The sequence below is a fragment of the Aeromonas sp. QDB62 genome (assembly GCF_027705695.1).
In the GTDB taxonomy this organism is placed as follows: domain Bacteria; phylum Pseudomonadota; class Gammaproteobacteria; order Enterobacterales; family Aeromonadaceae; genus Aeromonas; species Aeromonas allosaccharophila.
Map to the genome: position 1 here is coordinate 76,130 of NZ_JAPDCD010000001.1, position 24,296 is coordinate 100,425.

A 24,296-nucleotide genomic window follows, 5' to 3' on the forward strand; every position below is an offset into this window, starting at 1 on the left:
CTCAACGCACGTCCGCGTCTTGGCGCTTTTGCCCCCTTCTCCCCTCGCGGGAGAAGGGTTGGGGATGAGGGGCAGAAGATTCAACCCTCACCCTGCCCTCTCCCGGAGAGAGGGTGCAAACGCACCCGCAAGATATGTGATCTACCACCAGCCCAACAGATTGCGGCCTACCAGCGCGCCCCAAACCAGCGCATTGAGGGCCAGCGCGATAAACACCGCAGCAGAACCGAGATCCTTGGCGCGGCCGGAGAGCTCGTGATGCTCGGAGCCAACCCTGTCAACCACGGCTTCGATGGCGGAGTTGAGGATCTCGACGATCACCACCAGCCAGCTGATGACGATAAGCAGCAGGATCTGGTTGAGAGAATCCCCCAGCCAGAAGGCCAGTGGCATCAGCAACAGGATCAGCATCAGCTCCTGCCGAAACGCCGCCTCATTAATCCAGGCTGACTTGAGCCCCTTGATGCTGTAACCGGTTGCGTTGATGATGCGGGTGACCCCGGTTGCCCCTGGCTTTGCCACGCTATCTACCTCATTTGGAATCGATTTTGGCCTCACATCCTATCAGAGCCCCCCAAGGTTTCAATCAGGGGACTTTTGCTTTATTTTATCTCTTTGCTTTTTCGCCCCTTGCGGCTGACACCACCCACTCGAGACTTGAGTTGTATGTCCATTCACACAGATGAATTGCGCACCCGTCGCCTGGAGTCACTGATCACTCCGAGCGAGCTCGCACACGCGTTTCCGATCACCGATACCATTGCCCAGAATCTGCTGGATGCCCGTCGCGAAGTGGAAGCCATTCTGGCCGGAGACGATCAGCGCCTGCTGGTCATCGTCGGCCCCTGCTCTATCCATGATCCCGCTGCTGCTCGCGAGTATGCCCTGCGTCTCAATGCCCTGCGCGAGCAGTACAAAGAGAGCCTCTGCATCGTGATGCGCACCTACTTCGAGAAGCCGCGCACCATCGTCGGCTGGAAGGGGCTGATCAACGATCCACGCCTCGATGGCAGTTTCGACGTCAACGAAGGGCTGAAACTGGCGCGCAAGCTGCTGGTCGATATCAATGAGCTCGGCATGCCTACCGCCACCGAATTCCTCGATATGGTGACCGGCCAGTATATTGCCGACCTCATCACCTGGGGCGCCATCGGCGCGCGCACCACCGAATCCCAGGTACACCGCGAGATGGCTTCGGCCCTCTCCTGCCCGGTCGGCTTCAAGAATGGCACCGACGGCAATACCCGTATCGCCATCGATGCGGTGCGCGCCGCCCGCCACAGCCACATCTTCTATTCGCCGGACAAGGACGGCAAGATGACCATCTACCGCACCGCCGGTAACCCCTTTGGTCATGTGATCCTGCGTGGTGGCCACCGACCGAACTACGACACCGCCAGTGTCGATGAAGCGTGTGAAGCGTTGGCCGATGTGGGCCTGCCGGAGCGTCTGGTGGTCGATTTCAGCCACGGCAACAGCATGAAGGATCACCGCCGTCAGCTGCTGGTGACGCAAGATATCTGCGATCAGCTGCGCCGCGGCCGCACCGGCATCGCCGGTATCATGGCCGAGAGCTTCCTGGTGGAAGGGCGTCAGGATGTGGAGAACGGCTGCGCCGCCACCTTTGGCCAGAGCATCACCGATGCCTGCCTGTCGTGGAACGACACCGAAACCCTGCTGGCCATGCTGGCAGAGGCGGCGCAGGTGCGGTTGAACAAAGCAAACCTGCGGTAACGGCTGCGTCATCACCCTTCGGCCAGAGCATCACAGATGCCTGCCTGTCAGGGAGCGACACCGAAACCCTGCTGGCCATGCTGGCAGAAGCAATGCCGGTACGTCTGAGCAAACAGGCTTGCACTGCGAAGAAAACCAAAAGGGGCCGGTATTGTTGATACCGGCCCCTTCTTCTTGCTGTCGGCCGATTACGCTTCGCTAATCGACCCTACACGCGCACTCTTTCCTATACCCCGCTTATAAACTGGGCATAAACCAGACTCGGCCAGCGGCTTCGATGCGGTCGGTGCGGATCTGGAATACCTGCGCCAGTAGCGCCTCATCCACCAGCTCGACGCCCCCTTCGCGCACCACGGCGCCCTGTTGCAGACAGAGGATGCGGTCGGCCCAGTCGATGGCCAGATTGATATCGTGGATGGCGAGCACTACCAACAAACCCTGAGCGGCGAGGGTTTTCAGCAACCGCAACAGCGCCAGCTGATGATGCAAGTCGAGCCCCGCCAGCGGCTCGTCCAGCAGCAGCACCTTGCCGGTCGGATTGAGGCTCGGCCACACCTGCAGCAGGGTGCGGGCAATCAGTACCCGCTGCTGCTCGCCTCCCGACAAGCGGCTGAAATCACGTGCCAGCAAAGCCTCCAGCTCCAGGGCCTCGCACAGCGCCCCGATCGCCTCGTTCTGTCTGGCGGGCACAACCCCTTGATCGAGCCCCAGGCTCAACACCTGAAACACCGGAATATGAAACAACTGAGGCTGGCGCTGGGGCAACATGGCACGCCGTTTGGCAAGCTCCGGCCAACTCAGGTCAGTGAGCACTTCCCCCCCCAGCAGCACGGCGCCATCGGCGGGCAAGATCCCCGCCAACGCGCCGAGCAGGGTCGACTTGCCACTGCCATTGGGGCCGAGCAGAGCCACCAGCTGGCCGCCATGCCAGCGCAGATCGAGGGGGGAGAGCCGCCCGGCAATGGCGAGTGCACGCGCCTCCAGCAACGTGTCAGCAGCAAGAGCAGCAACAGAGATGGGATCAGCAGGCGACATCGGCATCTAGCCTCAACAACGGGTAAATAAGGAGACTGCGCGCCCCGACCAAATCATGCAGATATTCATGCAGCACCATCGGCAGTTTGCCTCAATAGCAGGTAGATAAAGAGCGGCGCCCCCACCGAGGCGGTGATGACGCCGATGGGCAACTCACCGGCACTGAGTGCCGAGCGGGCTAACAGATCGGCCGCCAGCAGCAGGGCCCCGCCGCCGAGCGCCGAGGCGGGCAGCAGGAAGCGCTGATCGCTGCCGCCACAGAGCCGCAGCAGATGGGGCACCACCAGCCCGACAAAACCGATCACGCCGCACAGCGACACCGCCACACCGGTAAGCAGGCAGACCGCCAGCACCAGCCGCACCCGCATCCTGTCCACATCCATCCCCATCAGGCGGGCCTGGGTCTCCCCCAGCAGCAACTGTTGCAGCGCCTTGCCCTGCCAGCATAGCCAGCTCAGAGTGAGCGGCAGCACCAGCCACCACCAGCCGAACTGCTGGCTGCCGTAAGAGAGGCTGCCCATCATCCAGAACATGAATTCACGCAAGGAGCCGTCGTCGGCAAAGTACATCAGCCAGGTCATGGCGGCATTGGTGAGAATACCGATGGCCACGCCAAACAGCAGCAAGCGGGCATGGCCGAGACGAGCACGGCGAGCCAGCCGAATGAGCAGCATGGTGACCAGCAAGGCGCCACCAAAGGCCGCCAGCGACAGCCCCCAGCCTGGCAAATATAAGCCTAGGGATTTGGCCACCGCCATCGCCACCATAGCGGCCAGTCCTGCTCCGCTCGAAACGCCAAGAAGCCCGGGCTCCGCCACCGGATTGTGCAGCATCACCTGCAGCACGGCGCCGCCACAGGCGAGCGCTGCGCCTGCCAGCAGGGCCAGCAGGGCACGCGGCAGCCGCAGCTCCAGCAGGATGCGCTGTTCGAGATCGCCAAGGGGCTGCCAGGGCAGCAGCACAAACTCGCCCCAGATGAGGGAGAAGAGAAACAGCAACAGGGTCAACAGCGTCAGGCCACAGAGCCAGCGCCGCTGCCAGCGCTGCTGGCGGGCGATAAGGGAGAGGTACAAGGATGATCCCCGACAATAACTAGGCTTTATCCCCGGCCCTGTCGCAGAGCCGGGGGAAAGCAGGAAAAGGGCATGATAACAGCGGCTTGCCACCCAAGGTCAAGGCTGGTAACGCTTGGCCATCACGCTTATCTCGCCACTGGCCACCAGATTTTGCAGCGCCACCAACAAGGGCTGGCGCAGCGACTGGTGAGGTGAGTGCTTGCTCATCCCCAGATAGAGGGTCACCGGACTGGCGGGGCGGTAGTCCGCCTTACTCACCCGGTTGGCATTTCCCTGACTCAGGGCATAGTCCACCTGACAGTCGGTGCCAATCATCAACGGCAGGCGACCGCGCTGCACCATGCGCAGCAACTGCTCCTCGGTGGCTTGTCGAGACGACTGTCAGAGTTGAAGGGCTCAAAGTAGGCGGAGTTGAGCACATAGCCCACCTTCACCCCCTGCAAATCGTTGTATTGGTGGATCCGGGCCACATTGACTGGCTGACCATAAAACGCGGGCCAGCACTGGTAGTAGGCAGGCAGCAGATAGTCGATGAACTGCGCCCGCTCGGTGGTATAGGCGAGGCCAATCATCAGATCGACCCGACCGGTCTGCATCTGCTTGAGCGCCCGTCCCCAGGGCATCCGTTTCACCTTGAAGCGAATGCCACTGCGGCTCTCCAGCTGTTGCAGAATATCCATGTCCAGTCCGTAAAACCGGCCATCCGGTTGCAGGATACGAAACGGCGGCCACAGATCGGTGGCCACCGTCAGCGTCGGGGTCGCTCGCACCGGCATGGCAAATAACAGTAACAACGCTATCCAACTTAACTTGCCCATCCCGTCGCATACCTCGCACGGCCCGATCCTGTTGGTTAAAAATACCCTTCCGCACCACGTATGAAAACCCGTAGTTCAGGGATAAAATGCGCCGGATTTTAAAGGAGAACCCTATGAACCCGATTTTCGCCAGTATCGGCCTGCTGCTATGCAGCAACGTCTTCATGACATTCGCCTGGTACGCTCATCTCAAGAGCATGAACCACAAACCCTGGATCATTGCCGCCCTGGTGAGCTGGGGCATCGCCCTGTTCGAATACCTGTTGCAGGTGCCCGCCAACCGCATCGGCCACACGGTGATGAGCGTGGGGCAACTGAAAATCCTGCAAGAGGTGATCACCCTCACCGTATTCGTCCCCTTCTCTATCTTCTATCTCAAGGAAGATCTGAAATGGGACTACCTCTGGGCAGGGCTCTGCATTATGGGTGCGGTCTTTTTTGTCTTTCGCGAGAAACTGACCGGCGCCTGACGCTGTACACTCAATATCATCCCGCTCATGGCATCTCATTGATCGACGAGGCAAAAAAATGGAATTGCGAGACATGTTACAGATCCTGGCCAAGCAGGATGGCTCAGACCTCTATCTGTCGACCGGCGCCCCTCCCTGCGCCAAGTTCAACGGAGGCCTGCGCCCCCTGAATGAAACGCCGCTGGAGCCGGGAGAGGTGGCACGGATCGCCGCCGAGATCATGGATGGCGAGCAGAAACTGCAGTTTGACAAGGAGCTGGAGATGAACCTCGCCATCTCCCTGCCCCAGATCGGCCGCTTTCGGGTCAACATCTTCAAGCAGCGCAACGAAGTCTCTCTGGTGGCGCGCAACATCAAGACCGAGATCCCCCGCTTTGAAGACCTGAAACTTCCGCCCGTGCTGCTCGACACCATCATGGAGAAACGGGGTCTGGTACTGTTTGTCGGCGGCACTGGCTCGGGCAAATCGACTTCGCTGGCGGCCCTTATCGACCACCGCAACCGCAACAGCGGCGGCCACATCATTACCATCGAGGATCCGGTGGAGTTCGTTCATCGCCACCGCAAGAGCATCATCAACCAGCGGGAGGTTGGCGTGGATACCCGCAGCTTCCACGCCGCCCTGAAAAACACCCTGCGTCAGGCGCCGGACGTCATTCTTATCGGCGAAATTCGCGATCGCGAGACCATGGAGCATGCGCTGGCCTTCTCCGAAACCGGCCACCTTGCCATCTCCACCCTGCACGCCAACAACGCCAACCAGGCGCTGGATCGCATCATCAACTTCTTCCCCGAGGAGCGCCGCCCGCAGCTGCTCAACGATCTGGGCAACAACCTCAAGGCTTTTGTCTCCCAGCGACTGGTGAAAACCACCGATGGCGGCCGCCGGGCCGCAGTGGAGATCATGCTCGGCACCCACACCATCCGCGACATGATCAAGCGCGGCGAATTTGGCGGCCTCAAGGAGGTGATGGAGAAATCCAAGGCCCTCGGCATGGTCACCTTCGACAGCGCCCTGTTTGATCTGGTGGTGGAAGGGGTGATTGAGGAAGAAGAGGCGGTGAAAAACGCCGACTCGGCCAACAACCTGCGCCTCAAGATCAAGTTGTGGAAGGAGAAGGGGCAGATTGCCAGCAGCAGCGATGCCACCGGCTGGAGCCTCGAACCCACCAAGGACGAGAAGGGCGATTTTTTCTAACTAGCCCCTCGAGAACCCCGGGCCCGCCCGGGGGTCTCTTTATCCAGCACGGCTGACCCGACTTATCCCTCAGATCACGCAGATCACAGTCAGTCAGCACCAACGGCGAACGCGCTGGCAATAATCCACATACTCGTTGCCGAAGCGGGCGCGCAGCAGCCGCTCCTCCGGAATGATCTGGAAACGGGTCAACCAGGCCACCAGCACGATCGGCCCAACCCAGACCCAGATTCCACCGAGATAACAGCCCCAGGCGGCCAGCCAGCAGAGCAACCCCAGATACATGGGATTGCGGCTGAAGCGATAGACGCCACAGGTCACCAGACGACTGGTGTGCTGAGGCTTGGTGGGGCTGACCGTAGTCTTATGGTGACGAAACCGTTGCTGGGCGCCAAAGCCCATGATGGCGCCTACCACGATCAGCGCAGCCATCAGCACCATTGACCAGATGCCGGGCTGGCTCTCCCCTCTTAGCCACCACATGGCTCCCGCACAGAGCAGGAAGATCAGCGGTGGTGGCAAACGTAACTCAAGATTGACCATTTTCTTCCCCTGACAAGTGTCAGCCGACCCCGTGTTGCGGTAGACTCCCAACCAGTCAGCGCCTGTTTAGAGTGACAAAGATCATAATAATAACAACAAGTTGTAGTTACACCACAGCCAATGTTGACGCTCTCATCCAAACTATCCAACGCGAACAACAAAAAGGAATCACCATGCACAAGAAAACGCTATTGGCCACCCTGATCTTCGGCCTGCTCGCGGGCCAAGCCGTTGCGGCTCCCTACCTGCCCCTTGCGACGGATCATCGCAATGGTCAGGAGCAAACCGCCAGCAACGCCTGGTTGGAAGTGGATCTGGGCGCCTTCGAACACAATATCCAGACCCTCAAGGATCGCCTCGGTGACAAGGGCCCGCAGATCTGCGCCATCATGAAGGCCGACGCCTATGGTCATGGCATCGACCTGCTGGTCCCCTCCGTGGTCAAGGCCAATATCCCCTGCATCGGCATCGCCAGCAACGAAGAGGCGCGCGTTGCCCGCGAGAAGGGCTTTACCGGCCGTCTGATGCGGGTGCGTGCCGCCACACCGGCCGAAGTGGAGCAGGCGCTGCCCTACAAGATGGAAGAGCTGATCGGCAGTCTGGTGAGTGCCCAGGGGATCGCCGATATCGCCCAGCGCCACCACACCAATATTCCGGTACACATAGGTCTCAACTCTGCCGGCATGAGCCGCAACGGCATCGACCTGCGTCTGGCCGATGCCAAGCAGGATGCGCTGGCCATGCTCAAGCTCAAGGGGATCACCCCGGTCGGCATCATGACCCACTTCCCGGTGGAGGAGAAAGAGGACGTCAAGATGGGGCTGGCCCAGTTCAAACTGGACTCCCAGTGGCTGCTGGAAGCGGGCAAGCTGGATCGCAGCAAGATCACCATCCACGCCGCCAACTCCTTCGCCACCCTGGAAGTACCGGACGCCTACTTCGACATGGTGCGCCCGGGTGGCCTGCTCTACGGTGACTCCATCCCCTCCTACACCGAATACAAGCGGGTGATGGCATTCAAGACCCAGGTCGCCTCGGTCAACCACTACCCGGCCGGCAACACCGTCGGCTATGACCGCACCTTCACCCTCAAGCGTGACTCCTGGCTCGCCAACCTGCCGCTGGGCTACTCCGATGGCTACCGCCGTGCGCTCAGCAACAAGGCCTATGTGCTGATCCAGGGTCAAAAGGTGCCGGTGGTCGGCAAGACCTCCATGAACACCATCATGGTGGACGTCACTGATCTCAAAGGGGTGAAACCCGGTGATGAGGTGGTGCTGTTTGGCCGTCAGGGTGAGGCCGAAGTGAAACAGGCTGATCTGGAAGAGTACAACGGCGCCCTGTTGGCGGACATGTACACCATCTGGGGCTACACCAACCCCAAAAAGATCAAACGCTGATACGCGATATGAAAAAGGGCTCCCACTGGAGCCCTTGCTGTTATTACTTCATTGTCTGCCGCGCTCAAGCGGCTTTTTTACGGGTCACAAACAGACTCAGCCCCATGGATGCCAGCAGGATCAGCGCGACTACGCCAAGCGCAATGCCGGTCGGGATTTTGAAGATATCCAGCAGCAGCATCTTGACCCCGATAAACATCAGGATCAGCGCCAGACCGTACTTCAGCAGAGCGAAGCGATCAGCCACACCGGCCAGCAGGAAGTACATGGCACGCAGACCCATGATGGCGAAGATGTTGGAGGTCAGCACGATGAAGGGATCCGTGGTCACCGCGAAGATGGCCGGAATACTGTCCACCGCGAAGATGAGATCGCTCACCTCCACCAGCACCAAAATCAGCAGCAGCGGGGTGGCATAACGCACACCGTCACGCCAGACGAAGAACTTCTCCCCTTCCAGGGTCTCGGTCACCTTGAAGCGACGGCGCATCCAGCCCAGCAGCGGGTTGTTGGCCAAGTCCGGCTCCTTGTCAGCCGCCCACAGCATCTTGGCACCGGTCAGCAGCAAGAAGGCGCCGAACAGGTAGAGGATCGAGTGGAACTGCTCGATGAGCCAGCTGCCCGCGAACACCATACCGGCACGCATCACGATGGCACCCAGTACCCCGTAGAGCAGTACCCGACGCTGCAGCTCGGCCGGAATGGCAAAGTAGCCAAACAGCATCAGCCAGACGAAGACGTTGTCCACCGCCAGCGCTTTCTCGATGAGGTAGCCGGTGAGGAACTCCAGCCCTTTCTGGTTGGCAATTTCACGGCCTGCGCTGTGATCCAGCCAGAGCCAGATCGCGAGGTTGAAGAGCAGGGCCACACTGATCCAGATGAGGGACCAGACACCCGCCTCTTTGAGAGACACCTTGTGTGACTTGCCGCCACCGACAAAGCGTATGTCTATCCATAACAGGACCAGCACTATGCTGAAGAAACCGGTCCACATCCACCATTCACCCATTTTCACTTCTCCCCAAAAACGACAAAACCCACGACCGAGAGGCGTGGGTTTGCGTTTGGAGCAGATACACCTTGCCTCTCGGCAAGGTCTCACTTACAGCTGATTTTCATCAACTGCCCAGCTGCCGGGTGCACTGCAGGATATGGATGCACCGTAATGACGACAAACCGGCGAGAAGTTACTCCCCTTGTGCGGCGGATATTAACAGCGGAAAAAGATAACGCCAAGAGGCATCTTCATCTGTTGCCAAAATTAATCGGGGCTCCATCAAGGAGCCCCGTAAACAGGTTCAACACATCCCCATCAGAGCGGATCGACCTTGAGGCAGGAGACCGCGTGATCGAAATTCCCCTCCAACACGGGCCGGGTCTTGGCGCACTCGGGGCCAGCCACCGGGCAGCGGGTGCGGAACACGCAACCGGACGGCGGGTTCATCGGTGAGGGCAAGTCCCCCTCCAGGATCTGGATCACCTTGTTGCGCTCCAGCTCCGGGTCCGGGATCGGCACCGCTGACATCAGCGCCTTGGTGTAAGGGTGCAACGGATTGGCGAAGATCTCCTTGCGGGTCCCCAGCTCGACGGCGTTGCCCAGATACATCACCAGCACCCGATCGGAGATGTGTTTGACCACCGACAGATCGTGGGCGATGAAGATGAGCGACAGCCCCATCTCCTTTTGCAGCGACTTGAGCAAGTTGACCACCTGCGCCTGAATAGAAACATCCAGCGCCGAGACCGGCTCGTCGCAGATGATCATCTTGGGCTCGAGGATCAGCGCCCGGGCAATCCCGATCCGCTGGCACTGGCCGCCGGAGAACTCGTGGGGATAGCGGTTGACCAGGTTGGGCAGCAGCCCCACCTTGCTCATCATGGCGCGCACCTTCTCCTTCACCTCTTCCCGTGGCAGCTTGGGATAGAAGGTGATGAGCGGCTCGGCGATGATGTCACCGATAGTCATGCGCGGGTTCAGCGAGGCCAGCGGGTCCTGGAAGATCATCTGGATCTCTTTGCGCTTCTCACGCAGGGCATTCTGGTCGAGCTTGGTGAGGTCATCGCCGAGCCACACCACCTTGCCATCGGTGGCCGGTACCAGACCGATGATGGCGCGGGCAAAGGTCGACTTGCCGCAGCCGGACTCGCCTACGACCCCCAGGGTCTCCCCTTCGTAGAGACGCATGGTCACGCCATCGACTGCTTTCAGATCAGACGGTTTGGCCCAGGGCCACGCCTTGCCACTCTTGATACTGAAGTGGACCTTGAGGTCAGACACTTCCAACAGCAATTTTTTGTCGGCACCCATTTAGTTGGCCCCCTTGTTGATGGCATCCGAAACCCAGTGGCAAGCACGTTCCCGACCGTCGTTGAACGGGGTCAGGATCGGTGACTGCTGGCCGCAAATCTCGCTGACCCGGTGGCAACGCTCCTGGAAGGGGCAGCCGGTCGGCAGACGCAGCAGGTTGGGCGGATTGCCCGGGATGGTGGGCAGCACTTCCCCTTCGGTATCGAGACGGGGAATGGCGCGCAGCAAGCCTTCGGTGTAGGGGTGGCTCGGGCGATAGAAGATATCGTCTACCTTGCCGTACTCCATGGTACGACCGGCATACATCACCAGCACCTTGTTGCAGATACCGGCAACCACGCCAAGGTCGTGGGTGATCATGATGATGGCGGTGTTGAACTCGCGCTTGAGCTCGTTCATCAGGGTCATGATCTGGGCCTGTACAGTCACGTCGAGCGCTGTGGTCGGCTCATCGGCGATCAGCAATTGCGGCCGGCAGAGCAGCGCCATGGCGATCATCACCCGCTGACGCATGCCGCCGGAGAACTCGTGGGGATACATCCCCATCCGCTTGCGCGCTTCGGGAATTTTCACCGCATCGAGCATCCGCACCGACTCTTCGAACGCTTCCGCCTTGCTTACCCCTTTGTGCAGCATCAGCACTTCCATCAGCTGATCCTTCACCTTCATGTAGGGGTTCAGCGAGGTCATGGGGTCCTGAAAGATCATGGCGATCTTCTCGGAGCGGATCTTGTTGAGCTTGGACTCCGGCAGGTTGAGGATCTCCTCCCCCTGAAACTTGGCGGAACCGGTAATAATGCCGTTTTTGGCCAGCAGGCCCATGATGGCAAAGGCAGTCTGGGACTTGCCAGAGCCTGACTCACCCACGATCCCCAGGGTCTCGCCCGCGGCGAGGGAGAAGTTGAGGTCGTTGACCGCCACCACATTGCCGTCCGGGGTCTTGAACTCGACCCGCAGATCTTTCACATCCAGTAACTTCATATAAAAACTCCTTATCGATCTTTCATGATGCTTTCCTGTCGATCCGATGCTCGATTAACGATCTTTCGGATCGAGGGCGTCACGCAGACCATCCCCGAGGAAGTTGAAGCAAAACAGGGTCACCACCATAAAGCAGGCGGGGAACAGCAGTTGCCAGATGGCCACTTCCATCGACTTGGAGCCTTCATCCAGCAGGGCACCCCAGCTGGTCATCGGTTCCTGAACACCAAGGCCCAGGAAACTCAGGAAGGATTCAAACATGATCATGCCCGGCACCAGCAAGGTGGCGTAAACGGCCACGATACCGAGTACGTTCGGTACGATGTGACGGGTGATGATCTTCCACTTGGAGACGCCACAGACGTGGGCCGCCTCGATAAACTCCTTGCTCTTGAGACTCAGGGTCTGGCCGCGCACGATCCGCGCCATGTCGAGCCAGCTCACCGCCCCGATGGCGATAAAGATGAGCGCCAGATTGCGACCAAAGAAGGTGACCAGCATGATGACGAAGAACATGAAGGGGAAGGCGTTGAGGATCTCCAGTACCCGCATCATCAGGCTGTCGACCCGACCACCGATAAAGCCGGAGGCCGCGCCATACAGGGTGCCGATGATGACCGCCACCATGGCGCCCATGATGCCGACCATCAGGGAGATACGGCCGCCCAAGAGGGTACGCACAAACAGATCGCGCCCCAGACTGTCGGTGCCGAAGTAGTGACCCGCTTCCATATCCGGCGGCGACTGCATCGCACCCCAGTCCGGATCGTCAAAGGTGTATTGGGACAGATGGGGGCCAAAGATGACCGCCAGACCGATGATGGTCAGAATGATCAGGCTGGTCAGTGCCGCCTTGTTGCGCAGGAAACGGCGACGGGCATCCTTCCACAGGGAGCGCCCCTCCACCACTTCTACTTTTTGCGCGAACGCCTCGACGGCATCGCGTTTTTCAGTTGAAACAACCATGATGAACTCCCGAATTAGTAACGGATCTTGGGATCGATAAAGGCGTAGAGAATATCGACCACAGCGTTAAAGGTGATGGTGAGGGCGCCGACCAGAATGGTCAGGCCGAGCACCATGGAGTAATCACGGTTAAGGGCACCGTTGACAAACAGCTGACCGATCCCCGGCAGGCCGAAGATGGTCTCGATCACCACAGACCCCGTGATGATGCCGACAAAGGCCGGGCCCAGATAGGAGACCACCGGCAACATGGCCGGACGCAGCGCGTGTTTCAGGATGATGTGGCGCAGCGGCAAGCCCTTGGCACGGGCGGTACGGATGAAGTTGGAGTTCATGGTCTCGATCATGCTGCCCCGCATGATCCGCGAAATGGCGGAGATGTAGTACATCATCATGCCGAACACCGGCAGCACCATAAACTGCACACCACCACCCTGCCAGCCACCGGCAGGGAACCAGCCCAGATGAATACTGAAAAACAGCACCAGCAAGGGCGCCAGCACAAAGCCCGGTATCACCACCCCGGCCATGGCCGACGACATCAGCAGATAGTCGATGATGGTGTTCTGTTTCAGGGCCGCTATGGTGCCGAAGGTGACCCCCAGCAGCACGGCGAAGAAGAAGGCCGCGGTCCCGATCTTGGCAGACACAGGCAGCGCCTGACTCACCAGATCATTGACGGTGAAATCCTTGTATTTGAAAGATGGCCCCAAATCACCCTGCACCAGATTGCCCAGGTAGGTGAGATATTGCATGCCAATGGGTTTGTCGAGCCCGTATTTGGCCTCGATGTTGGCGATGACTTCGGGGGGCAGTGAGCGCTCGCTGGTAAAGGGGTTACCCGGGGCGAAACGCATCATGAAGAAAGAGACGGTGATCAAGACCAGCAGAGTCGGGATCGCTTCCAATAGCCGTTTAAAAATGAATTTCAACATAGACATTACCTGTCCTGAACTGCTTCCAAATGGTCGCGGTTGTAATAAAGGCCCGCCGTCTGGCGGGCCCTGCTTGTTATGCGACTTGTTGCTTTAAATCAGTGAGCAATGATGTACATATCTTTGCTGTAGAGGTTATCCAGCGGGTTGGCCGGGTAGCCGCCTACATAGGGTTTGACCATACGGGCAGTCACGTACTGGTAGATGGGCGCAATCGGCATGTCCTTGGCCAGGATCTCTTCAGCCTGAACGTAGAGCTTGTTGCGGGCCGCCACATCGACCTGATCACGGGACGAATCCATCAGCTTGTCGAACTCCGGATTGGAGTACTTGCCGTCGTTGTTGCCGTGGGTGGTCTGCATCAGATCCAGCATGGACGAGGCTTCGTTGTAGTCGGCGATCCAGCCGGCACGACCCACGTCAAACTGGCCCTGTTTCTTGGTTTCCAGGTAAGTTTTCCACTCCTGGTTGACCAGGCTCACCTGCACGCCCAGCTTCTTCCACATGGAGGCAACGGCCACAGCCACTTTCTTGTGGTTGTCGTCGGTGTTGTAGAGCAGCTCGAACTTCAGCGGCTTGCTGGCATCGAAACCGGCCTCTTCCAGCAGCGCCTTGGCCTTGGCATCACGCTCGGCCTGGGTCATCTTCGACCACTCGGGGGCGACCGGCTTGAAGCCATCGACGAAGTCCGGCACCAGGGTGTAACCCGGCGTCTGACCCTGACCCATCACCTTGTCGGCGATCACGTTACGATCGATGGCATAGGAGAGCGCGGTACGGACACGCACATCATCAAACGGCTTCTTCTTGACGTTGTACTGGTAGTAGTAAGTGCCGACATAGCCAGTCACTTTCAGCTCGTCCGGCTTCTCTTTCTTCATCTGCTTGAAGCGCTCGATGGGCATCTGATAGGTAATGTCCACTTCGCCCGCCAGATAGCGGCTCAGATCGGCGTTGGTAGACTGGATCGGCAGATAGACCACCTTGTTGATAACAGTCTTGCCATCGTTCCAGTAGTGCTTGTTGCGTTCCACTTCGACGCGCTCGTTCACCACCCAGCTCTTCAGGGCATAGGCACCGTTGGATACCATATTTTCCGGCTGGGTCCACTTGTCACCGAACTTCTCGATCACCTTCTTCGGCACCGGATAGGTGGTGGTGTGGGAGAGCATGCTGACGAAGTAAGGGATCGCTTTCTCAAGCTGCACTTCGAAGGTGTAGTCGTCGGTCGCCTTCACGCCCAGAGTATCCGCAGGCTTCTTGCCGGCGATGATCTCGGATGCGTTGGCAATGGTCGGGATCTCCAGATACCAGGAGTAAGGAGAGGCGGTTTTCGGATCAACGGCGCGTTTGAAGGCAAATTCGAAGTCGTGCGCGGTGACCGGGTCGCCGTTGGACCACTTGGCATCTTTACGCAGGTGGAAGACGTAGTGCTTGTTATCCTTGGTTTCCCAGGATTCGGCCACCGCCGGGAGAATTTCCCCTTTCGGGCCGGAAGCAACGAGCCCCTCGAACAGGTCGCGCAGGATATTGGATTCGACCGTTCCTTCGGTCTTGTGCGGGTCAAGGGTCGCAGGCTCCGAGCCGTTGCCTTTTACCAGTTGCTGGATTTCAGCCAGCTTGGTTCCCGCCGGGACATCGGCAGCCTGAGCCACATTGACGCCACCAAACAGTGCAGCCATCAGCAGTGTGTTAATCATTGTTTTTTTATGAGTCATTTCCCTACTCCAACAAGAACATTCCATGCGTTTTTTAAAGTGACGGGGTTAAAACCCGCTCCCAGCATAATTCCCTGCCAATTCCGATAATGCAACAGATATTGTCAGGGTAATCGGCATTTTCTGGTCAAAAAACCAGCAACGGCGCGCTTTCTCAGTATTAAAACACCAGCGCCACGCTCATTTTTTACACAAACGACCGATTCTAGAAAAGTGCGGGCAAAAAGCAACCAATAAAAAGCCGGTCACGAGGACCGGCTTTCATAAAACAGACCTGGCTCACATCAGGCTGGGGAAGACACCCTTGATACCCGCCACCATGATCTCGATACCGAGCGACATCATGATAAGACCCATAATACGGGTCACCACGTTGATGCCGGTGTTACCCATGATCTTGAACAGCAGCGGCGCGGCACGGAAGATGAGCCAGGAGCAGAAGGAGAAAACAACGACAACGACTGACATGCCGAGCAGTTGCTGCCAGTGACTCTGGCTGGCATAGACGATGACCGAGGAGATGGCACCGGGGCCAGCCATCAGCGGCAGCGCCAGCGGCACCACGGCGATAGACTCGCGCACCGCCAGTTCACCCTTCTCCTGCTTGTTGTGCTTCACTTCACCGAGCTTGCCTTGCAGCATCGACCAGGCGATCAGGGTAATCAGCGACCCCCCGGCAATGCGGAACGACGCCAGCGAGATGCCAAACCCATCGAGGATCAGCTGCCCCATATACATGGAGACCAGCAGGATCACCATCACCGCGATATTGGCGGTGGTATTGGTTTTCATCCGCTCGGCCTGGGTATGGTGGCTGGTCAGGCTGACAAACACCGGCAACAGACCCAGCGGGTTGATAATTGCGAACAAACCGACAAAAAACTTCAGATACAGCGAGACGTCAATTGCTGCCATAGGCGCCTTCCAATAGAGTTTCGGGCCCAGCGGGCCAGTCCATTAATTTCGTGCGTAAATTTACATCATAGCCAGAGCGGGCACCAATCAAATAATCTCACCATTTTTGGGGGTTTTTAGTTAGTTCATCTAATGCATCCGCGCTAACTGGCATAAACAAATGCCAAAAGCCCCTGCCACCGCCCGACCCGCGTCACAAGCGTGAACGCAAGTCTGTTTAATCAGGCCCGGCAGCGCTGACGATGACTAACCGAATGGAAAAGCGACCCGAGAGACTCCACCTGCGACGCTCCCCATCTTTCAGGCCCGGCACCACTGACATGACTCGGCCGGAGAGCCGCAATGCCAAAACGGGTAAAGCGGACAGAAATGGCCCCCTCGGGCAATAAAGCAGATTAGTCATGGATTAAAACAACAATCATTTTCGCAACAAATGCGGAAATAAAGCGCGTTTGTCGGTGGTTTTGAAACCGATTCACTCATATCTGCTAACCAATACCGCCAAAACAGCTCTGAACCCCACTCTCGAAGTGCAATTAACCATTTGATAAATGTGGTTTATTACCATGTATTAACAAGTCTCTCGCCTTCCCCTTGCCAGCACACTCCTGTAACATCAGTCAAACAAGGATTGTGAAATAAAATTTCTTTTGTTCTTTTGTTACACATGATCCAGATCAAGTTTTTCTGAGTCAGCCCCGCTCTATAATCGACTCAGAAAGCGATTTAGTAAGGCATGTGAAAACGCTGTTGCAACGATACCGCCTTGACAGGGCGACTATAATTGCCGGGCATTGCCAACGTCTTACTAAACAGTTTTCAAATAATCAGGAGATAAACATGGCAGTAACCAATATGGCTGAACTGGATGCACTGGTCGCCCGCGTTAAGGAAGCCCAGCGTGAATTCGCCAGCTTCTCACAAGAGCAGGTAGACAAGATCTTCCGTGCCGCCGCCCTGGCCGCCAGCAATGCCCGTATCCCCCTGGCCCAAATGGCCGTGGAAGAGTCCGGTATGGGTATCATCGAAGACAAGGTTATCAAGAACCACTTCGCCTCCGAATACATCTACAACAAGTACAAAGAAGAGAAGACCTGCGGCATCCTCAGTGAAGATGACGAGATGGGTACCATCACCATCGCCGAGCCGGTAGGTATCATCTGCGGTATCGTACCGACCACCAACCCGACTTCCACTGCGATCTTCAAATCCCTGATCTCCCTGAAGACCCGCAACGCCATCATCTTCTCCCCGCACCCCCGTGCCAAGAACTCCACCAATACCGCTGCCAAGCTGGTACTGGATGCAGCCATTGCCGCCGGTGCACCGAAAGACATCATCGGCTGGATCGATCAACCGACCGTTGAACTGTCCAACGCCCTGATGAAGCACAACGACATCAACCTGATCCTGGCCACCGGTGGCCCGGGCATGGTGAAAGCTGCTTACTCCTCCGGTAAGCCGGCTATCGGTGTGGGTGCCGGTAACGTACCTGTTGTTATCGACGAAACTGCCGATGTGAAGCGTGCTGTCGCCTCCATCCTGATGTCCAAAACCTTCGACAACGGCGTAGTCTGTGCCTCCGAGCAAGCCGTTATTGTGGTTGACTCCATCTATGACCAGGTGAAAGAGCGTTTCGCGACTCACAACGGTTATGTGCTGACCAAAGAAGAAGCTGACAAGGTCCGTAAGGTCATCCTGATCAACGGTGCCATGAACGCCAACATCGTGGGCCAGCCTGCTACCAAGATCGCCGAAATGTCTGGCGTGACCGTACCTGCTACCACCAAGATCCTCATCGGTGAAGGTCTGGAAGTGTGTGAAGAGGAAGAGTTCGCTCACGAGAAGCTCTCCCCGACTCTGGGTATGTTCCGTGCCAAGAACTTCGAAGAAGCCGTCGAAATGGCCTGCAAAATGGTCAACCTGGGTGGTATCGGCCACACCTCCGGTCTGTACACCGACCAGGATCGCAACGCCGACCGCATCAAGTACTTCGGCGACAAGATGAAAACCGCCCGTATCCTGATCAACACCCCGACCACTCAGGGTGGTATCGGTGACCTGTACAACTTTGCCATTGCTCCGTCCTTGACGCTGGGTTGCGGTTCTTGGGGTGGTAACTCCATCTCCGAAAACGTGGGTCCCAAGCACCTGATCAACAAGAAGACAGTCGCAAAACGGGCAGAAAATATGCTGTGGCACAAACTTCCGAAATCCATCTACTTCCGTCGTGGTTCCCTGCCGATCGCTCTGGGCGACCTGGAAGGTAAAAAGCGCGCACTGGTCGTGACCGACCGCTTCCTGTTCAACAACGGTTACGCCGACGAAGTGGTTCGTCTGCTCAAGGGCCTGAAGATGGAAGTGGAAGTGTTCTACGAAGTAGAAGCTGACCCGACTCTGTCTGTGGTACGCAAAGGTGCCGAGATGGCGAACTCCTTCAAGCCTGACGTTATCGTTGCGCTGGGTGGTGGTTCACCGATGGATGCGGCCAAGATCATGTGGGTCATGTACGAGCACCCGGAAACTGCGTTCGAAGATCTGGCCATGCGCTTCATGGACATCCGCAAGCGTATCTACAAGTTCCCGAAAATGGGCGTGAAGGCCGAACTGGTCTGTATCACCACCACTTCCGGTACCGGTTCTGAAGTGACTCCGTTTGCGGTCGTAACCGACGACGCCACTGGCATGAAGTACCCGCTGGCTGACTACGAGCTGACCCCGAACATGGCCATCGTTGATGCCAACCTGGTTATGGGCATGCCGAAATCCCTGTGTGCCTTCGGTGGTATCGATGCCGTGACTCACGCCATGGAAGCCTACGTCTCCGTACTGGCTAACGAGTACTCTGATGGTCAGGCGCTGCAAGCTCTGAAACTGCTGAAAGAGTACCTGCCGTCCAGCTACCTGAACGGTGCCAACGACCCGGTTGCTCGCGAGAAAGTACACAACGCCGCTACCATCGCCGGTATCGCGTTCGCCAACGCCTTCCTGGGTGTGTGCCACTCCATGGCTCACAAACTGGGTGCTGAATTCCACATTCCGCACGGTCTGGCCAACGCCCTGCTGATCAGCAACGTGATCCGCTACAACGCCAACGACAACCCGACCAAGCAGACTGCGTTCTCCCAGTACGACCGTCCGCAAGCTCGCCGTCGTTACGCCGAAGTGGCTGACCATCTGGGTCTGAGCGCTGCCGGTGACCGCACCGCTGCCAAGATCGAGAAGCTGCTGGTATGGCTGGACGACCTGAAAGCCACTCTGGGCATCCCGGCCTCCATCCGTGAAGCTGGCGTGTCTGAAGCTGACTTCCTGGCCAAGGTTGACCAGCTGGCCATCGAAGCCTTCGATGACCAGTGCACCGGCGCCAACCCACGCTACCCGCTGATCAGCGAGCTGAAAGCCATCCTGATGGACACCTACTACGGCCGTCCGTTCACCGAAGGCGTTGCTGCTCCTGCTGCTGCACCGGTTGAAGCCAAGGTTGAAGGCAAGAAAAAATCCAAGGCCTGATAACCAGCCCTGAGATTACAAGCCCGCGCATTGCGCGGGCTTTTTTTATCTGCCACTTATCACCACCCTCCTCTCCCTGCCGATTGCGGTACTCTCCCCATCAACCAACCAACCTGCAAACCCGGCCCTGGCTAATCCGTTATCAGCATCCCAACCGGTAACTCAGCATTGCTGGCCACCCTGTGATAACAAGGGTGCGCCCCCATCACCTCGTCTCCCTTACCCGCAACGCAATTGCCCTGACGGGCAGATGTGAGCAGTCAACGCCATCTAAAGAGCTGAGCGCGTGATAAACAGGATAAGCGGAGCCGCGCCATCACCACGCAACGCAACGCAGCAGAACGATGATCAGCGTATGTTCGGGGCGAACCAACCCACAGGAAGCCTGGAATGACCATCAACAGAGAAAACGGAATAGGAATAAGTGGAGAGCGCTGTTGCAGCGGCGGATCACCTGACTCGTCAGCAGTTGCCCCGATGCAAAGATAAAAAAATGGCAGCCATCTGGCTGCCATCGGGAGAGCACGATTCAGCGATCAGAGGGTCGCAGCAACTTCATCGGAGATGGAGCCGTTGTGATACACCTCTTGCACGTCGTCCAGATCTTCCAGCATGTCGATCAGACGCATCAGCTTGGGCGCAGTTTCAGCATCCAGCTCGGCTTCGGTGGAAGGGATCATAGTCACTTCGGCGCTCTCGGCCTTGAAGCCAGCAGCTTCCAGACCATCCAACACGGTGCCGAAGTCGTTCGGGGTGGTGTACACCTCGATGGAGCCATCCTCTTCGGTGACCACGTCATCGGCACCCGCTTCCAGTGCGGCGTCCATCAGGGCATCTTCGTCAACGCCCACGAAGGTCAGCAGACCTTTCTTGCTGAACAGATAGGCGACAGAGCCGTCGGTGCCCAGGTTGCCACCGCACTTGCTGAAGGCGTGACGCACTTCGGCAACGGTACGGTTGCGGTTGTCGGTCAGGCACTCCACCATCACGGCAGAGCCAGCCGGGCCGTAGCCTTCGTACACGATGGTCTCGAGCTGCTCGCCATCGCCACCACCGGCGCCACGCTGGATGGCACGGTTGATGGTGTCGCGGGTCATGTTGTTGGTCAGGGCGGCAGTCACCGCGGCACGCAGGCGCGGGTTGTTGGCCGGATCCGGGTCACCAAGACGCGCGGAAGTGGTGATTTCGCGGATCAGTTTGGTGAAGATCTTGCCACGCTTGGCGTCCTGAGCGGCCTTGCGGTGTTTGATGTTGGCCCATTTACTGTGACCTGCCATAGAGACTCTCCGTTATTTTTTAAATGTCAGTAACACTGGTCATGACTAACCCAAGGGAAACACGGAGGCCGCACGGCGGCGGCCTCCGGTGCCGGTATCGGCTTACTCGTCGCCCTTGACGGTGGTTGCAATCGCCAGCTCACCCAGTTGGGCGGCGTTGGCAAGGCTGGGGGCGTCTGTCATCAGACAGGCAGCCGCGGTCGTTTTCGGGAAGGCAATCACGTCCCGAATGTTTTCGGTGCCGGTCAGCAGCATGCTGAGACGATCCAGACCGAAGGCCAGACCGGCGTGCGGCGGGGTACCGTACTTCAGGGCATCCAGCAGGAAGCCAAACTTCAGGCGCTGCTCGGCCGGAGTGATACCCAGAATGTCGAACACGGTGGACTGCATTTCGCTGTTGTGGATACGGACAGAACCGCCACCCACTTCGTAACCGTTGATCACCATGTCGTAGGCGTTGGCGTAAGCCGCCACCGGGTTGGCTTTCAGCTCGGCGGGGCCCATGTTGCTCGGTGCGGTAAACGGGTGGTGCATGGCAGCCAGACCGCCTTCGCCATCTTCCTCGAACATCGGGAAGTCGATGACCCACAGCGGCTTCCAGCTGTTCTCCAGCAGACCCAGATCGCGGCCCACTTTCAGGCGCAGAGCGCCCATGGCATCGCAGACCACTTTCTTGCTGTCAGCGCCGAAGAAGATGATGTCGCCGTCAGCTGCACCGGTACGGGCCAGGATCTCGCGCACGATCTCGTCGGAGAGGAACTTGGCAACCGGAGACTGCACGCCTTCGAGGCCGTTGGCGGCTTCGTTGACCTTCATCCAGGCCAGGCCCTTGGCACCGTAGATGCCGACAAACTTGGTGTACTCGTCGATCTGCTTGCGGGAGAGCTCGGCGCCGCCCGGGACTTTCAGGGCTGCTACGCGGCCTTTCGGATCGTTGGCAGGACCGGCGAACACGGCGAACTCGACGGCGGTCAGCAGATCTGCCACATCGACCAGCTCCATCGGCAGACGCAGGTCCGGCTTGTCGGAGCCGAAGCGACGCATGGCTTCGTCGAAGGTCATGATCGGGAAGTCGCCCAGATCCACGTTCAGGATGTGCAGCCACAGTTTGCGGATCATCTCTTCCATGATTTCACGCACTTGCGGCGCGGTCATGAAGGAGGTCTCCACGTCGATCTGGGTGAATTCCGGCTGGCGGTCGGCACGCAGGTCTTCGTCACGGAAGCACTTGACGATCTGGTAGTAGCGGTCGAAGCCGGACATCATCAGCAACTGCTTGAACAGCTGCGGAGATTGCGGCAGCGCGTAGAACTTGCCCTTGTGCACGCGGCTCGGCACCAGATAGTCACGGGCACCTTCCGGGGTGGCCTTGGTCAGCATCGGGGTCTCGATATCGAGGAAGCCGTGCTCGTCCATGAAGCGGCGTACGAAGGCGCTGGCCTTGGCACGGGTCTTCAGGTACTTGGCCATCTCGGGGCGACGCAGATCCAGGTAGCGATACTTGAGGCTGATCTCTTCGCTGTTGACCTGATTGAAGTCAAGGGGCAGCGGCTCGGCACGGTTGATGATGTTGAGTTCGTGGGCGAACACTTCGATGGCGCCAGTGGCCATGTCGCTGTTGCGCTGGGAGTCCGGACGGGTACGCACCACACCGGTCACCTGGATGCAGAACTCGCCGCGCAGCTCGGAGGCCAGCGCGAACGCGTCCGGCTTGTCCGGATCGAAGAACACCTGAACGATCCCTTCCCGGTCGCGCATATCGATAAAGATCAGACCGCCGAGATCACGACGACGATGAACCCAACCGCACAATGTAATGGTCTGCCCTGCATGGGCCTCATTGACCTGTCCGCAATAGATAGAGCGCATGGACTTCTTCCTTCGAAATTGTAGAGAGACGGTTAACCTTGGGCCGCCGGGCACGACTGGCAAGCACCGTCTGTCTCACAGCTGGCCAGATTCTTTTTCTTACCCGGTTTGAAATCAGTCTCGTACCATCCGGTTCCCTTGAGCCGGAAGCCTGCCGCCGATATCAGCTTGACCAGATTCGGCTTGCTACAGGCCGGACAGTCGGTCAGAGGGGCATCGGAAAGCTTTTGCAGTTTTGCCAATTCATGGCCACAGACGTCGCAACGATATTCGTAGATAGGCATGGGTCACAAGAAATTGAAAAACAAAAGGGCTGGCATTATAGAGGAAAACCCCCTTTTGGGTAAAATGGCCAGCAGCCTCCTTTCGCCAGTTTTTTGCACTCGATGGCAAAAAGCGGGCAAAAAATCGGCACGAATGCACCAAGAGCGAAGAGAATAGCCACCATGAGCCTCTATTTGGGCCTGCCGCAGTGGTCCCACCCCAGCTGGCCCGGTCAGTTGCTGGGCCTTGGCGCCAAGCCTGCCGAACACCTCGCCCACTACGCCACCGTGTTCAATTCGGTGGAGGGCAACACCACTTTCTACGCCCTGCCGACCCCCGATACGGTGCAGCGCTGGGCCGATGCGGTGCCCGATTACTTTCGCTTCAACTTCAAGTTTCCGCAAACCATCAGCCACCAGAGCGATCTGGTGAGCGCAGACAAACAGGTAGCCGACTTTATCCGGCTGCTTGCCCCATTGCATGACAAGCTGGGACTGCTCACCCTGCAGTTGCCAGCCCGTTTCGGCCCGGAGGGGATGGCCAGACTGTCGGCCTTTCTCGAGCGGCTGCCGCAGGCGTTTCGCTACGCCCTCGAGGTGCGTCACCCCGACTTCTTCGCCAAGGGAGAGGCCGAGCGGGCATTGAACCGGCTGCTGATGGAACAAGGGGTCAACCGGGTGATGCTCGATAGCCGCCCGCTCTTCTCGGTGCCAGCAACCACGGCGGCCCTTGTCGATGCCCAGGGCAAGAAGCCGCGCCTGCCGGTGCATCTGCTGGCCACCGCCAGTGCCCCCATGGTGCGCTTTATCGGCCTGCCGGATCCGGCGGCGAACCACCCCTTCCTGCCAAGCTGGCTCCCCCACTGGCGTCAGTGGCTCGCGGAAGGGAAAGATCTCTACCTCTATATACATACTGCCGACAACGCCCAGGCACCGGAATTGGCCCGCCAGATCACCCGCTTGCTGGAGCAGGAGATGGCCCCCTGGCCGGGGGAAAACGATCGCGCACGTCAGGGAGTGCTGCGCTTTTAGCCAACCCATTCTGCGGCCATCGTTTCGCTGCAAAAAAAGCGCTTTTTTGTGGCGAGGCAAGCCCTGGCGTCAAGACAAACGGCCATCAATCCTCTACACTACCGCCCCAAGTAAGGGTCCGGAACATGGCCCGTACGAACAGGACAGGTCCAAAGGATTTCATGACCAGCCACCCCGTTCGTAAACAGATGATTGACCTACTCTTATGGGTGTCATCCAACGACTCAATTGAACAATACAGCCGGGTG

General features: G+C 58.4%; 20 protein-coding genes and 1 pseudogene. 6 read left to right on the plus strand and 15 right to left on the minus strand.

Features of this window, described 5'->3' with window-relative positions:
* Positions 1 to 141: 141 nt before the first annotated feature.
* On the minus strand, positions 142 to 522 hold the full coding sequence (locus OKC27_RS00380) for a diacylglycerol kinase (RefSeq protein ID WP_075112066.1): 381 nt from the start codon (positions 520 to 522) through the stop codon (positions 142 to 144).
* 144 nt (positions 523 to 666) lie between these two features.
* Between OKC27_RS00380 and OKC27_RS00385 the strand changes: the two genes are divergently transcribed.
* Complete coding sequence (locus tag OKC27_RS00385) at positions 667 to 1,734, plus strand: 3-deoxy-7-phosphoheptulonate synthase (RefSeq protein WP_270805784.1); 1,068 nt, start codon at positions 667 to 669, stop codon at positions 1,732 to 1,734.
* Between the two features lie 237 nt (positions 1,735 to 1,971).
* On the opposite strand, the gene OKC27_RS00390 is transcribed toward OKC27_RS00385, so the two are convergent.
* The 3 genes and pseudogenes from OKC27_RS00390 to OKC27_RS00400 form a co-directional block, all read right to left on the minus strand.
* Entirely contained in the window at positions 1,972 to 2,769 is a 798-nt protein-coding gene (locus OKC27_RS00390; protein ID WP_270805785.1) for an ATP-binding cassette domain-containing protein, read from the minus strand.
* A 65-nt stretch (positions 2,770 to 2,834) separates the two neighbouring features.
* Positions 2,835 to 3,842, minus strand: coding sequence for a vitamin B12 ABC transporter permease BtuC (gene btuC / locus OKC27_RS00395; protein ID WP_270795045.1), 1,008 nt, complete (start codon positions 3,840 to 3,842; stop codon positions 2,835 to 2,837).
* Between the two features lie 99 nt (positions 3,843 to 3,941).
* Positions 3,942 to 4,663: pseudogene (locus OKC27_RS00400) on the minus strand (substrate-binding periplasmic protein).
* A 113-nt stretch (positions 4,664 to 4,776) separates the two neighbouring features.
* On the opposite strand from OKC27_RS00400, the gene OKC27_RS00405 reads away from it, so the two are divergent.
* Together OKC27_RS00405 and tapW are read left to right on the plus strand one after the other, a co-directional pair.
* The gene (locus tag OKC27_RS00405) at positions 4,777 to 5,133 is read left to right on the plus strand and encodes a DMT family protein (protein ID WP_075112061.1); all 357 of its coding nucleotides are present in this window, start codon (positions 4,777 to 4,779) and stop codon (positions 5,131 to 5,133) included.
* A 58-nt stretch (positions 5,134 to 5,191) separates the two neighbouring features.
* Positions 5,192 to 6,331 (plus strand): type IVa pilus ATPase TapW, encoded by a 1,140-nt coding sequence (gene tapW, locus OKC27_RS00410; RefSeq protein ID WP_019446654.1) that lies wholly within the window; start codon positions 5,192 to 5,194, stop codon positions 6,329 to 6,331.
* A gap of 93 nt (positions 6,332 to 6,424) precedes the next feature.
* Here the strand turns inward: tapW and OKC27_RS00415 are convergent, their stop codons facing one another.
* Positions 6,425 to 6,874, minus strand: coding sequence for a methyltransferase family protein (locus OKC27_RS00415; protein WP_270805786.1), 450 nt, complete (start codon positions 6,872 to 6,874; stop codon positions 6,425 to 6,427).
* A 173-nt stretch (positions 6,875 to 7,047) separates the two neighbouring features.
* On the opposite strand from OKC27_RS00415, the gene alr reads away from it, so the two are divergent.
* Positions 7,048 to 8,274 carry an alanine racemase gene (gene alr / locus OKC27_RS00420; RefSeq protein ID WP_058054059.1) on the plus strand — a complete coding sequence of 409 codons (1,227 nt, stop codon included), beginning with the start codon at positions 7,048 to 7,050 and terminating at the stop codon, positions 8,272 to 8,274.
* Positions 8,275 to 8,338: 64 nt separating this feature from the next.
* Here alr and OKC27_RS00425 read toward each other — a convergent pair whose 3' ends face one another.
* The 7 genes from OKC27_RS00425 to OKC27_RS00455 form a co-directional block, all read right to left on the minus strand.
* Complete coding sequence (locus OKC27_RS00425) at positions 8,339 to 9,283, minus strand: TerC family protein (protein ID WP_270805787.1); 945 nt, start codon at positions 9,281 to 9,283, stop codon at positions 8,339 to 8,341.
* A gap of 303 nt (positions 9,284 to 9,586) precedes the next feature.
* Positions 9,587 to 10,582, minus strand: coding sequence for a murein tripeptide/oligopeptide ABC transporter ATP binding protein OppF (gene oppF / locus OKC27_RS00430; protein WP_042057772.1), 996 nt, complete (start codon positions 10,580 to 10,582; stop codon positions 9,587 to 9,589).
* The gene (locus OKC27_RS00435; RefSeq protein ID WP_033137998.1) at positions 10,583 to 11,563 is read right to left on the minus strand and encodes an ABC transporter ATP-binding protein; all 981 of its coding nucleotides are present in this window, start codon (positions 11,561 to 11,563) and stop codon (positions 10,583 to 10,585) included. It abuts the gene before it with no gap.
* Between the two features lie 54 nt (positions 11,564 to 11,617).
* Positions 11,618 to 12,529 carry an oligopeptide ABC transporter permease OppC gene (oppC, locus tag OKC27_RS00440; RefSeq protein ID WP_005337670.1) on the minus strand — a complete coding sequence of 304 codons (912 nt, stop codon included), beginning with the start codon at positions 12,527 to 12,529 and terminating at the stop codon, positions 11,618 to 11,620.
* A 14-nt stretch (positions 12,530 to 12,543) separates the two neighbouring features.
* Positions 12,544 to 13,464: an oligopeptide ABC transporter permease OppB gene (gene oppB / locus OKC27_RS00445; protein ID WP_042057779.1), complete on the minus strand. Its 921-nt coding sequence runs from the start codon at positions 13,462 to 13,464 to the stop codon at positions 12,544 to 12,546.
* Positions 13,465 to 13,562: 98 nt separating this feature from the next.
* Positions 13,563 to 15,182 carry an ABC transporter substrate-binding protein gene (locus tag OKC27_RS00450; protein ID WP_163129808.1) on the minus strand — a complete coding sequence of 540 codons (1,620 nt, stop codon included), beginning with the start codon at positions 15,180 to 15,182 and terminating at the stop codon, positions 13,563 to 13,565.
* Between the two features lie 279 nt (positions 15,183 to 15,461).
* The gene (locus OKC27_RS00455) at positions 15,462 to 16,097 is read right to left on the minus strand and encodes a YchE family NAAT transporter (protein ID WP_005337678.1); all 636 of its coding nucleotides are present in this window, start codon (positions 16,095 to 16,097) and stop codon (positions 15,462 to 15,464) included.
* Between the two features lie 840 nt (positions 16,098 to 16,937).
* On the opposite strand from OKC27_RS00455, the gene adhE reads away from it, so the two are divergent.
* Positions 16,938 to 19,607, plus strand: coding sequence for a bifunctional acetaldehyde-CoA/alcohol dehydrogenase (adhE, locus tag OKC27_RS00460; protein ID WP_075112056.1), 2,670 nt, complete (start codon positions 16,938 to 16,940; stop codon positions 19,605 to 19,607).
* 536 nt (positions 19,608 to 20,143) lie between these two features.
* Here the strand turns inward: adhE and OKC27_RS00465 are convergent.
* The 3 genes from OKC27_RS00465 to OKC27_RS00475 all read right to left on the minus strand — a co-directional run bounded on the left by OKC27_RS00465 (position 20,144) and on the right by OKC27_RS00475 (position 23,037).
* Positions 20,144 to 20,884, minus strand: coding sequence for a YebC/PmpR family DNA-binding transcriptional regulator (locus OKC27_RS00465; protein WP_033137210.1), 741 nt, complete (start codon positions 20,882 to 20,884; stop codon positions 20,144 to 20,146).
* A gap of 102 nt (positions 20,885 to 20,986) precedes the next feature.
* The gene (gene aspS / locus OKC27_RS00470; RefSeq protein WP_163129807.1) at positions 20,987 to 22,753 is read right to left on the minus strand and encodes an aspartate--tRNA ligase; all 1,767 of its coding nucleotides are present in this window, start codon (positions 22,751 to 22,753) and stop codon (positions 20,987 to 20,989) included.
* Between the two features lie 32 nt (positions 22,754 to 22,785).
* Positions 22,786 to 23,037 (minus strand): FmdB family zinc ribbon protein, encoded by a 252-nt coding sequence (locus tag OKC27_RS00475; RefSeq protein WP_005337686.1) that lies wholly within the window; start codon positions 23,035 to 23,037, stop codon positions 22,786 to 22,788.
* 162 nt (positions 23,038 to 23,199) lie between these two features.
* Between OKC27_RS00475 and OKC27_RS00480 the strand changes: the two genes are divergently transcribed.
* Positions 23,200 to 24,048, plus strand: coding sequence for a DUF72 domain-containing protein (locus OKC27_RS00480; protein WP_182937774.1), 849 nt, complete (start codon positions 23,200 to 23,202; stop codon positions 24,046 to 24,048).
* Positions 24,049 to 24,296 lie beyond the last annotated feature (248 nt).

Bases quoted from the DNA above. Each gene is read 5' to 3' on its own strand.
- OKC27_RS00385 (WP_270805784.1), top strand. From the start codon at position 667: ATGTCCATTCACACAGATGAATTGCGCACCCGTCGCCTGGAGTCACTG.
- OKC27_RS00390 (WP_270805785.1), bottom strand. From the start codon at position 2,769: ATGTCGCCTGCTGATCCCATCTCTGTTGCTGCTCTTGCTGCTGACACG.
- OKC27_RS00405 (WP_075112061.1), top strand. From the start codon at position 4,777: ATGAACCCGATTTTCGCCAGTATCGGCCTGCTGCTATGCAGCAACGTC.
- tapW (WP_019446654.1), top strand. From the start codon at position 5,192: ATGGAATTGCGAGACATGTTACAGATCCTGGCCAAGCAGGATGGCTCA.
- OKC27_RS00415 (WP_270805786.1), bottom strand. From the start codon at position 6,874: ATGGTCAATCTTGAGTTACGTTTGCCACCACCGCTGATCTTCCTGCTC.
- alr (WP_058054059.1), top strand. From the start codon at position 7,048: ATGCACAAGAAAACGCTATTGGCCACCCTGATCTTCGGCCTGCTCGCG.
- OKC27_RS00425 (WP_270805787.1), bottom strand. From the start codon at position 9,283: ATGGGTGAATGGTGGATGTGGACCGGTTTCTTCAGCATAGTGCTGGTC.
- oppF (WP_042057772.1), bottom strand. From the start codon at position 10,582: ATGGGTGCCGACAAAAAATTGCTGTTGGAAGTGTCTGACCTCAAGGTC.
- OKC27_RS00435 (WP_033137998.1), bottom strand. From the start codon at position 11,563: ATGAAGTTACTGGATGTGAAAGATCTGCGGGTCGAGTTCAAGACCCCG.
- oppC (WP_005337670.1), bottom strand. From the start codon at position 12,529: ATGGTTGTTTCAACTGAAAAACGCGATGCCGTCGAGGCGTTCGCGCAA.
- oppB (WP_042057779.1), bottom strand. From the start codon at position 13,464: ATGTTGAAATTCATTTTTAAACGGCTATTGGAAGCGATCCCGACTCTG.
- OKC27_RS00450 (WP_163129808.1), bottom strand. From the start codon at position 15,182: ATGACTCATAAAAAAACAATGATTAACACACTGCTGATGGCTGCACTG.
- OKC27_RS00455 (WP_005337678.1), bottom strand. From the start codon at position 16,097: ATGGCAGCAATTGACGTCTCGCTGTATCTGAAGTTTTTTGTCGGTTTG.
- adhE (WP_075112056.1), top strand. From the start codon at position 16,938: ATGGCAGTAACCAATATGGCTGAACTGGATGCACTGGTCGCCCGCGTT.
- OKC27_RS00465 (WP_033137210.1), bottom strand. From the start codon at position 20,884: ATGGCAGGTCACAGTAAATGGGCCAACATCAAACACCGCAAGGCCGCT.
- aspS (WP_163129807.1), bottom strand. From the start codon at position 22,753: ATGCGCTCTATCTATTGCGGACAGGTCAATGAGGCCCATGCAGGGCAG.
- OKC27_RS00475 (WP_005337686.1), bottom strand. From the start codon at position 23,037: ATGCCTATCTACGAATATCGTTGCGACGTCTGTGGCCATGAATTGGCA.
- OKC27_RS00480 (WP_182937774.1), top strand. From the start codon at position 23,200: ATGAGCCTCTATTTGGGCCTGCCGCAGTGGTCCCACCCCAGCTGGCCC.